We start from the raw sequence: 10,581 nt of genomic DNA, 5'->3' as shown, positions 1-10,581 counted from the left end.
TTACTGTGCATTATTTGCACAACAATGAATGGAGTATTTCCGTCTCTTAAGCGAGTAATGAAAATACAGGACTTTTAGTTTTAAAATCTGTTAAAAATGTATTCTTTCGAGGCCGCTTTTCATCTAGGAAATTTGTGTTGCGGTTAAGTGAACAAAACTACTTTGGAAAACTAGTTTCTAGAAGAAAACTCGAACATCGCTGTTTGAGAAAAAATAAGACATTCCCAAATCCAGCACTTAGATATATCAAAGAGACTATCTAATATGTTTGAAAACGTGAAACAGAATACTGGTTTTGAAGAGTAATCTGTTCCACTCTTATTTTGTTATCACATTGCGGTTATTTTTACTTTCGTTAACAAAAAATCAAAATTTAAAGGTGACTTTATGTTTAGTTTAGATAAAAACCTAACATCTTTCTTACGGGATCAGGCAATGTAGGAAGAGCATGTTTAGGCAGTAAGAACGTCGCCATATTGAAGAAATCAAGAAAGATTCGATTAGACTCAGTGGTCTTTTTCAGATAATGATGCCCAGAAGAGCCTCCTGTACCTATTTTTGTACCTAGCATTCGCTGTACCATCATTGCATGACGATAGCGCCAGATAGTAAGTTGTTCATCAATTTCTGTGAGCGCAGTAATTAATTGAAAGGGCAAATTGAAAATTGGTTCTTCTGAGTACTGTTTAATAAAAAGCGCTGATAGCATTGCTTCGTGGCTAAGTCGGAACTTCCCTTCCTCTCTTAGCGTTTCGTACTGTTGATGTTCGAACAACGCATCAAAGTTGTCTCTTGTCGACTGCCAATCTTTCATCTCTTGACGTTTATCTGCGTCAGAAAGTGTGTCATTGGTAGCGATAGTGTTGCGATCGTCTGATAACATCTCATCCGCTGCGCTTTTATAATACGCCCAAAAATCAAAATCGGTGGTTTTAAGTAGCGGCATTCTCGATAACCACTTGTCAACTAATTCGAACAAACTCGGCTTTTTTTCCAACCCTTCCAAAAGTGCTCTGTCGTCATCATTCAAGCGGTTATAAAAGCTCTGCTGATCAAAATCAATTCTATATTCACGCTTCAAGCCCAAAGAAATTTCCAAACGTTTAAACTGGATACTTTGGAAACCTGATGCAGGTACTAAGTAATCTCTGAAAGAGAGAAATTGTTGCGGTGTCATTGTTTCCATGATGGCAATTTGATCATTCATCAAACGTTGTATTTGTATAACCCGTTGTAAGCGCAATACCACTTGCGTTAACTGCTGGTCTTTCACTGTCTCTTGATTGAAAGTATCAATAACTGTATTTAGCTCATGTAGCACCTGCTTAAACCACAACTCGTATACTTGATGCACTATGATAAATAGCGTTTCTTCATGAGCAGGTTCACCGTACTTTGCACTTTGTAGTTTCTGGGCGCCTAGGATCTTATCTAGTTGTAGGTAGTCACCGTAATAGCATGGCTCAATATTCTTTTTCATGTTGCTTATGCCTTTATTCATATTCTTATTCATCGCCCGTATCACAAACCTGTTCACTAAAAAACAACATTCAACAACCGACGAGATGCTAATTTCTCTTTGAGGTAACTAGTTTATCACTGCCAGCTCGACAACGACAAAATACCAGCTATACATTTATAGTGAGCGAAATTGTAATGTTTAATTAACGTGTTGATTGTAAACAACAAGGATAAAATAGTTTCTAAAATAAAAAGGTGATTAAAATGAAACTTGATGACGACATACATAACTATTATGAACACTTGGTGTTAGAACGAATTGCCAAGCTCAAGTTGGATCAAACTAAAAATGCAGACTATTTGGCTGACTTATGCTGCCTAGCATTAAACCAAGTCCCTCCTCGTTACATACGCTATGAAGTAGATATGGCATTTTATTTACCACAGAGCGAACGTAAGCAAATGGAAATGAACGTGGAGCACGCAATCAGTAAAGCACTCAAATACTTAGATGAGGCAGAAAAAAACAAACAGAATGCGACTGAAGAGGCGTAGTTATCCACACAATATACAATGATAAAATGGGAAGTTACTTAAAAAAGAAAGAATTGGTGGCAGGCTTCCAGCCACATCCCGGCACATGAGTCGTCTGCTGCGGCTGCTCCCTTCCGGGCCTGACCGAGTTCACAGAGTATCATTGCGGGAGGACCAAAAGCCTACCATAGAAAACGCAATTAATAGAGAAACTCACAACTGACTGTGTGTCAACATGAGCCCCGCATCAACGCGGGGCGCATTATGACTATTTGGTAACGAGTTTTCAACCCCTTGTGGAAAATCTCTCTTCGGCAATCATATTCGCTACGCGATTCGTGGCTGCTTTTTCTTGTTCGGCACGCGCGTATATCTCTTTTAATGTATCGCCAATTTGCTCAATATGAGTACGCATAGCGTCGTTTGAACTCTCTGGCATACGTTGATGGAAAATATCGATAACACCACCGGCATTAATAACATAGTCCGGAGCGTACAGGATTCCGCGCTGCTGCAATAGTTCGCCAATATCTTCCCTAGCAAGTTGGTTGTTTGCCGCACCGGCAATGACTTTTGCTTTAATCGTTGGCAACGTTTGATCATTAATAGCCGCACCTAGCGCACAAGGTGCAAGTACATCAACGTCTAGACTTAAAATTTCTTCTGGCGCCACGGCTGTTGCACCGAATTCAGCAACTGCTTTTTCTACCCCTTCAGGATATATATCAGCAACATAAAGCTTTGCGCCATGCTCGTGAAGGTGCTTAGCCAAACGGTAGCCAACATGTCCCATTCCTTGAATAGCCACAGATACGCCCTCTAAATCGCGATTTAGCGCGTATTCCACCGTTGCTTTCAAACCGACAAATACACCATATGCTGTAGAGGGTGCTGGATTGCCATCAGGTACTTCACCGGCGTAATGGTATTTAGCATTTACACCGGCAATGAATTCTGATTCCGTAGCCATGGTTTGAAGGTCTGTTACTGCAATACCAGAGTCTTCCGCCGTAAAATACTTCCCACCCAAAGAATCGACAAATTTACCCATGGCTTTCATCATTTCTGGTGTTTTAGCCTTGCGAGGGTCGCCGATAATCACTGATTTACCACCTCCAAGGGCGATATTGGCCATTGCTGCTTTATATGTCATGCCTTTAGATAGTCTAAGTACGTCAGTTAATGCTTCACCGCTATTTACGTAAGGCCACATACGACATCCACCTAGCGCTGGACCAAGATTAGTATTGTGCACTGCAATAATGGCACTTAGGCCCGCTTTTTCGTCGTGATAAAATGCAACATGTTCGTGTTTATCGAACTCTGGGTGATCAAAAACAGACATATATCCCCTCTCTCGCTATGGTGAATGAAAGTACGTGATGAAATATAGTCTCAGCTGCAAGAGCAGAGAAATTTCATCCATTGTGGCGTCAGTGTAAATGATTAACCTGAGGACAAGCCTTGCTAAGTTTTGTAAATGAAATTTACAAACTGAAAAGGATTAGATTTGATTACTTATTTTCTAGGACAGCTATCCTAGATTTTTTTTTGATATATAATAAACATCATAATATCGACGGAAACAATGTTAATGAAATTAGATAAGTTTGACCGAGAAATATTGCGGGTGTTACAACAGGATGCCACCGTATCTATGGCCGACTTAAGCCAGAGAGTTGGATTGTCACATACACCGTGTTGGCGCCGTGTAAAACGCATGGAAGCCGATGGAATTATTCTTGGCAAAGTAACGCTGCTCAACAACAAGAAATTAAACTTAGGCGTGTCTGTTTTTATTTATGTTACTTTGAAAAATCACGATGGTGATTCACTAACAGACTTTGAAAATGCAGTGCAAAATATTGACGAGATAGTCGAGTGTCATACCACCAGTGGTGAAAAAGATTATCTCTTAAAGGTCATCGTCGAAAGCATTGAAGAATACGAATTTCTGCTAAAAACTAAATTAACGCATCTTCCCTTGGTTGACCACTTAAGCTCAACCTTTGCGTTAAAACAGGTTAAAAACACCACAGAGCTTCCAATTAAACGTCAGTAATACTTTTAATGTGCTCCCATTAGTGTGAAAAAAGGGCATATCCACTATGATATGCCCTTTGACATGAACGTAATTCAATTCGACTTCGCGAAGCGAAAATACCTTAGAATCTGATAACTTTACGCACTCGCATCAATCTGATTTTCTGGTTTCGCCTTCTCAAATGCATCAAGCAGATTACAGTTATCAGCAATTTTGTTAATCAGCGGATACTTGTTCATGTCCACATTGAATCGTTTTGCGTTGTACACCTGAGGCACTAGGCAAATATCAGCCATAGTTACGTCGAAATCGAAACAGTATTTTCCTGCTTGTGTCTGCAGGCGTTTTTCAATTCCGTTAAAACCTAACTCAATCCAATGCGCAGCCCATTTTGCTACATCGTCTTGGCTGGCTTCAAAATTGCCTTTCAATGCATTTAATACCCGCAAGTTACCCAAGGGTTGTATGTCGCAAGCAATATCTTGTGCGAGCGCTCTTACCCTCGCGCGCTCGTTACGATGCTCCGGTATCAGTCGGTATTCATTGTCAAATCGCTCGTCCAAATATTCTATAATTGAGAGTGATTGATTCAGCATAATATCTTCATCTTCATCAACCAGAGTCGGCACGAGATGTGAAGGGTTTAGGCGAGTATATTCAGTTTGATGCTGCTCACCGCCATTATTAACCAAATGCACGGGAACATATTCGTACTCTACACCTTTTAGATTAAGTGCAATTCTCACTCGGTACGACGCTGTAGAACGCCAATATCCATAAAGTTTTAAGCTCATGCTGTCACCGTGCTATTTAAGAGTTCATAATTAATATTAGCCGCTAATCGAGGGCGCGCAGATAATTAAATATACACGCCCACGTTTATCATTAATTAAGCGGTTTAACCTGCTGTTCAATTGCACCGAACACACTATTCCCTTCGGTGTCCAACATCTCTATGCGAATGCGATCACCAAACTGCATGAAAGGTGTTGCAGGCTTACCATCGCGAATTGTTTCAATCATTCTAACTTCAGCAATACATGAATAACCTAAACCGCCCTCAGAGATAGCAGAACCATGATCTGTTCCCTGTTTATTGGATACGGTACCTGAGCCAATGATAGCGCCAGCGCCTAAATTTCTTGATTTGGCCGCATGTGCTACTAATTGACCAAAATCAAACGTCATATCTTCACCTGCTTCAGGCTGACCAAACAGTTCACCGTTGTAGGTAGAACGCAATGGAAGGTGTACTTTATTGTCTTTCCATGCGTCACCCAGTTCATCGGGCGTAACCGCCACAGGAGAAAAGCTCGATGCAGGCTTCGATTGGAAAAAGCCAAACCCTTTCGCCAATTCACCTGGAATTAGACCACGCAGCGACACATCGTTAACTAACATTACAAGCCGAATACGCTCAGCTGCCTGTTCAGGGGTGCACGCCATTGGAACGTCATCGGTTACTACTGCAACTTCACCTTCAAAATCAATTCCCCAATCATCACTGGGTAAAATAATGTCGTCATTTGGGCCAATAAAGTCGTCAGAGCCACCTTGATACATTAGTGGATCTGTCCAAAATGTATCGGGCATCTCTGCACCACGAGCTTTGCGAACTAACTCAACATGATTAACATAAGCGCTACCATCTGCCCATTGATACGCTCTGGGCAATGGAGATTCACAGCGAGATGGGTCAAAAGGCACACTCTCACACGCGTTATCATTTAACGCTTGATAACGCATTTGCAACTGTGGTGAAACTTCTTGCCAATTGTCTAATGCATTTTGCATTGTATTTACTATGTCTTGTGCACTGCACGCTCGAGAAAGATCCCTCGACACTACCATTAAGCAGCCATCACGGGTTTCATTTTTATAGGTTGCTAGCTTCATTGTTCTTTCCTCGAAAACTCATTGCTAATTTTTACGATGTGTACCACTTCAATACGATAATTGTTCAACATCATATGAAATTCACGTATATGTAGTTATGCCACTAGTTGGTAGGAATTGAAAAGTGTGATGAAGATGATGTTTTATAACAGTGTAAGAAAGGGTGTACGCGGAAAGTAAAAAGGAATACGCAGACAGCGCTAATTCGCTATGTTGAGGCGTGTTGTAAATTAAACGCAACACGCCCTCAAAGAATAAATAGCAGTGTAATAACTACCGCCATAACAGGCTAAAAGAATTAATTAAAGCTTTACTGTGGCTTTGTTGATACCGTATTCGCGTAGCTTGTTCGCTATTGCCGTGTGACTTAATCCTAATTTTTTAGCGAGTTGACGGGTACTTGGATAAAACGGATACAAGCGCTTCAGTAAATCTTTTTCAAATTTTTTCACTTCTTCATCTAACGTACCATCGAAATTTTCGTCGATGTAAGTCACACTAGGCGCACAACTAGGAAGCTGGATATCTTCTTTGGTTATCTCTTTCCCATCTAGCAGTGACAAGGCCCGATATAACGCATTTTGAAGCTGTCTAACATTACCCGGCCAAGGGTATTGCTGAAGAAAATCTACACATGATTTACTCAGCTTTGCTGGACGTCGGCCAAGCTTTGTACTGTGTTGTACAATAAACGCCTCTGCTAGCGGTACAATATCCTGACGACGGTCTTTAAGTGATGGCATGACTAAACTTAGCACGTTCAAACGGTAGTAAAGTTCCTTTCTAAAACGTCCTTCTTCGACTAACTGTCCAAGGTCACGACAAGTAGTACAGATGAACCTCACATCTACTTTCACGGGCTCTGCATCCCCTACTCGCCTAAATTCGCCATCCTCTAAAACACGTAATAGCTTTGCTTGCAGTTGAGAAGACATATCAGCGATTTCATCGAGCAACAGCGTACCACCTTTAGCTTGCTCTAACAGACCTGCTTTGCCATTTGGCTGATTAAACGCCCCTGCGGCATAACCGAAAAGTTCAGTTTCAGCCACACTGTCTGGCAGTGATGCACAATTGAGCGCTAAAAATGCACCTTCACTTCGTCGGCTTGATTGATGACAAGCTCGCGCAATCATCTCCTTCCCGGTGCCGGTTTCGCCAAAAATAAGAATAGGCGCGTCAAGATCTGCCACCCGCTTAGCATCGTGCACTACACGCTTCATAAAGGGAGACTGCGTAACGAATCGGTCAAAACTGTCTGTTGGCGATTGATGAAAAGCACTAAATTGTTGCCCAAGGCGCATTTCTGATTTCAGAATAACTACCGCACCCGCCATAATTTTGCTTTTATCACCATCAGGTACGGTGATTGGAAGCATATCAGCAAGATAGTCTTGTTGAATAAACTTCACCTTAGAGGTTTGAGGACCTAATGACTTCCCATCCATCCACTTGATGAAATTAAAGCCTTTGACTAGCTCGCTGATATCCGTTCCTATAATATCGCTACTGGCCATTTCCAATCCAGCACTCACTGCATCATTGCACAGTAAGACATTACCTTTAGCGTCAATGGAAAATACAGGATCGGGGAGTGTTCTCAGTATTGCAGATAACTGATTTTTTTCTCGCTCTCCAGGCATGAACAATGTGGTCTTTACGTCATCAATGCCATCAATGCGACGAATCTGAGGCATTAAGTGTTGAAAATCAGCAAATTCAATGTTGGGAAAATTGAGGAAAATTTTTCCCGCTGGATCAATTTCAATTCCGCGAAGATCGATTTCTTTAGTAACAAGAATATCTAAAACGTCTTGGGTGATCCCCAGACGGTCCTGACAACTAATTTCTAAGCGCATAGGGTGCTATAGTTCATTTGTAAACATATTTGTACAGAATACCATAGTTTTACAAAAAGATAACAATATAATTGTTACGAGAAACAAAAAATGCGATGAATAGCAGTGAACGGGCTTGTTTTGACGATAAGAACAAAGATGCCGCTAAAAACGGCGGCATCCCATTAAAAACACAACTAGTTAACAAATCAATTAACTGGCTTTTTTCTCTTTAGGAGGGAAAAGTGGGGAAAATAGCCCTAGCTTTTTGGCTTTTTGAACCAATGCCATAATATCAGTTTCTGCCAATTCAAAGAGATGGTCAAATTCAGGCAATATGTAATACAACGGCTGCATAATATCGATGCGATAAGGGGTTCTCAAAGCATCAATAGCTGTAAGAGGCTTTCTTACAGGTATATCACTGTCTAAGGCGTAAAGTGTTTCGCCCGGTGAAGAGAGAATACCGCCACCGTATATTTTCAGGTCCCCATCACCACCTTTGGCACGCACTAATCCAAATTCAACCGTAAACCAATACAATCGCGCTAGATACACCCTGTCTTCTTTACTCGCAGCAAGCCCCAATTTCCCGTAAGTATGCGTAAAGTGAGCAAATGCAGGGTTGGTCAATAGTGGGCAATGTCCGAACACCTCGTGGAAGATGTCAGGCTCTTGTAAGTAATCAAACTCTTCTCTCGTTCGAATAAAGGTCGCGACTGGAAACTGTTTGTTTGCCAATAACCTGAAAAATTCACCGAAGTTAATAAGCGCAGGTACTTCTGCGGTTTGCCAGCCCGTTTTATCAATTAAAACGCGGTTGATGTCGGGGAGTTGAGGAATACGATCTTCACTTAATTTGAGCAAAGAAAGACCGTCTAAATACTCTTGGCATGCGCGCTCTTCAACCAATGAAATTTGTCGAGCATACAGTTCAGACCAAATCTGATTTTCTTCTTCAGACCAAGCAATAAGCCCATTTTTGTCAGACTCTCTCGACTGATACTGCGTTGATTTTGGCATAACTTCAAAGACCAATAATGTTTAACAAAGTAGGCTTATTAGTCTAATGAAAATACTGGTTTGGAAAAGTAGTAGCCTATATCGGCTTGCTCTTCTTACTGTAACATGAATTTTACATGACAGAGAAAATGCATTGATAAATAAAGAAAAAGCCGCTCAATGATGAGCGGCTTTTATCTACAACTTAACGTTTAAAGACGGCTAATTTCTTTGTTCAACTGATATTCTCTAGAAGTAACATACGTTTCCATTTTACGTAAACGCGCTTCTGCTTTTTCAAATCGATTGCGAATGTCGTGAAACGCTTGCTTTGGTGGCTCGCCTGCCTGCCATACTTTTGTTTTAACTTCTACTTTCGGGCTTTTCACTTGTCCAGCATTGGGATTAGTCCACCCTTTGCCTTTTGAAAATACCGGTTTTGGTGCAGCACTTTCTAAACCACTTGGCTTTTTATCCAAAATAAACCACGCTGCCACGTAGGCCACAAGTATGAAGGGACCTGCGAGTAAGAAGAAACCAGTAACAACCAATATACGAACTAACCAAACTTCTAAGCCAAAGTATTCTGCGATACCTGAACACACTCCGGCGATACGTGCATTTTCTGGGTTGCGATAGAGCTGTTGACCATTTCTCATGCTCTATTCCTCCACTCAGGTGCCTCACTGTCTAAAATAGCTTCAAGAGTTTCGATGCGCTCACTCATTTTTTCAGCTTGCTCTGCAAGCGTCTGCAACGAGGCATACTCTTCAGCACTCAGCCCTTGGCTTACTTGCTTTTTACTGCGGTAATGCAGAATTAACCATATTGGTGCCACAAAAATGGTAAATACAACCAATGGCATTACCAACATTGCAATGATACCTTCATCCATCTCGAAATCTCCAACAAACCCTGATCTACCTGCCCCTATTGCTATCTATTATAGAACGGGGCAGCCCTCTTTTTATTTTATTCTGATTTTTCAGTGCCGCTGTTAGCACCTTTAATTTTTGCCTTCAACGCAGCTAGCTCATCTTCAACTTTATCGCTAGCTTCTAACTCGGCAAACTCATCTTGCAATGTCTTTTTACCTAAGTCATACGCGTCTACTTGCGACTCTAAATCGTCAATTTTACGCTCGTATTGCTCAAAACGCCCCATTGCGTTATCAACTTTACTGCTATCAAGGGTCTTTTTCACCTCTAAACGCGAACTGGCCGTTTTTTGACGCATGATGATCGCTTTCTGGCGGCTCTTAGCGTCTGCTAGCTTGTCTTGTAACTGACCAATTTCATCTTGAAGTTTACTAATTTGCTCTTCAACTATGGTCAGTTCTTTGCTCAATGACTCTGCGGCTTCAGCAGATTTTTTCTTTTCCTGCAATGCTGCACGAGCGAGGTCTTCGCGGTCTTTGCTTAATGCCAACTCGGCTTTAGCTTCCCATTCAGCAGCGTCGTGCTCATATTTAGCAATTTGATTAACAATGTCCTTTTTGTTTGCCAAAGTTTTAGCTGATGCAGAACGCACCTCTACCAGTGTGTCTTCCATTTCCTGAATGATTAATCTAACCATTTTTTCAGGATCTTCAGCTTTATCTAGTAGCGCATTTATATTTGAATTCACAATATCGGTGAAACGCGAGAAGATACCCATAATAATTACCTCTTGCTAAAAATTTGATTTGTTATCAATAAACACTTGATAAACACGGTTACTCTTGTGAAAAGTATACGCAATATGCTTGCCAACTATAAAAACCGCATAACTCTATAATAAATATAACTTTTCTTAAATTAGAAATAA

At 41.1% G+C, this 10,581-nt stretch carries 11 protein-coding genes and 1 other RNA gene; 2 read left to right on the top strand and 10 right to left on the bottom strand.

Annotated elements, in window-relative coordinates; all coding sequences use genetic code 11:
* Positions 1–391: 391 nt before the first annotated feature.
* Positions 392–1,480, bottom strand: coding sequence for a tryptophan 2,3-dioxygenase family protein (locus tag EYR97_RS04320; protein WP_131092595.1), 1,089 nt, complete (start codon positions 1,478–1,480; stop codon positions 392–394).
* 245 nt (positions 1,481–1,725) lie between these two features.
* Here EYR97_RS04320 and EYR97_RS04315 point away from each other — a divergent pair, with 245 nt between their 5' ends.
* Positions 1,726–2,016 carry a late competence development ComFB family protein gene (locus EYR97_RS04315; protein WP_131092594.1) on the top strand — a complete coding sequence of 97 codons (291 nt, stop codon included), beginning with the start codon at positions 1,726–1,728 and terminating at the stop codon, positions 2,014–2,016.
* A gap of 62 nt (positions 2,017–2,078) precedes the next feature.
* On the opposite strand, the gene ffs is transcribed toward EYR97_RS04315, so the two are convergent.
* Positions 2,079–2,175, bottom strand: an RNA gene (gene ffs, locus EYR97_RS04310) — signal recognition particle sRNA small type.
* Between the two features lie 106 nt (positions 2,176–2,281).
* Positions 2,282–3,340, bottom strand: a complete 1,059-nt coding sequence (locus EYR97_RS04305; RefSeq protein ID WP_131092593.1) for a Glu/Leu/Phe/Val dehydrogenase dimerization domain-containing protein — start codon at positions 3,338–3,340, stop codon at positions 2,282–2,284.
* Between the two features lie 249 nt (positions 3,341–3,589).
* Between EYR97_RS04305 and EYR97_RS04300 the strand changes: the two genes are divergently transcribed.
* A complete protein-coding gene (locus EYR97_RS04300; protein WP_131092592.1) occupies positions 3,590–4,057 on the top strand; it encodes an Lrp/AsnC family transcriptional regulator in 468 nt (155 codons plus the stop codon).
* 119 nt (positions 4,058–4,176) lie between these two features.
* Here EYR97_RS04300 and maiA read toward each other — a convergent pair whose 3' ends face one another.
* The 7 genes from maiA to pspA all read right to left on the bottom strand — a co-directional run bounded on the left by maiA (position 4,177) and on the right by pspA (position 10,431).
* Positions 4,177–4,833 carry a maleylacetoacetate isomerase gene (maiA, locus tag EYR97_RS04295; protein WP_131092591.1) on the bottom strand — a complete coding sequence of 219 codons (657 nt, stop codon included), beginning with the start codon at positions 4,831–4,833 and terminating at the stop codon, positions 4,177–4,179.
* A 91-nt stretch (positions 4,834–4,924) separates the two neighbouring features.
* On the bottom strand, positions 4,925–5,935 hold the full coding sequence (locus EYR97_RS04290; RefSeq protein ID WP_131092590.1) for a fumarylacetoacetate hydrolase family protein: 1,011 nt from the start codon (positions 5,933–5,935) through the stop codon (positions 4,925–4,927).
* A 302-nt stretch (positions 5,936–6,237) separates the two neighbouring features.
* Entirely contained in the window at positions 6,238–7,794 is a 1,557-nt protein-coding gene (gene tyrR / locus EYR97_RS04285) for a transcriptional regulator TyrR (protein WP_131092589.1), read from the bottom strand.
* A 192-nt stretch (positions 7,795–7,986) separates the two neighbouring features.
* Complete coding sequence (gene phhA, locus EYR97_RS04280) at positions 7,987–8,796, bottom strand: phenylalanine 4-monooxygenase (protein ID WP_131092588.1); 810 nt, start codon at positions 8,794–8,796, stop codon at positions 7,987–7,989.
* 191 nt (positions 8,797–8,987) lie between these two features.
* On the bottom strand, positions 8,988–9,434 hold the full coding sequence (gene pspC / locus EYR97_RS04275; RefSeq protein ID WP_131092587.1) for an envelope stress response membrane protein PspC: 447 nt from the start codon (positions 9,432–9,434) through the stop codon (positions 8,988–8,990).
* Entirely contained in the window at positions 9,431–9,670 is a 240-nt protein-coding gene (pspB, locus tag EYR97_RS04270; RefSeq protein ID WP_131092586.1) for an envelope stress response membrane protein PspB, read from the bottom strand. The genes pspC and pspB overlap by 4 nt, the downstream gene beginning before the upstream one ends.
* 77 nt (positions 9,671–9,747) lie before the next feature.
* Positions 9,748–10,431 (bottom strand): phage shock protein PspA, encoded by a 684-nt coding sequence (pspA, locus tag EYR97_RS04265; protein ID WP_131092585.1) that lies wholly within the window; start codon positions 10,429–10,431, stop codon positions 9,748–9,750.
* Positions 10,432–10,581: the final 150 nt, after the last annotated feature.

Origin of the sequence: Alteromonas sp. KUL42 (assembly GCF_006538325.1) — a bacterium.
Taxonomy (GTDB): Bacteria; Pseudomonadota; Gammaproteobacteria; order Enterobacterales; family Alteromonadaceae; genus Alteromonas.
The sequence above is the reverse complement of the archived record's forward strand: the minus strand, read 5'-3'. Positions and strand labels throughout refer to the sequence as shown.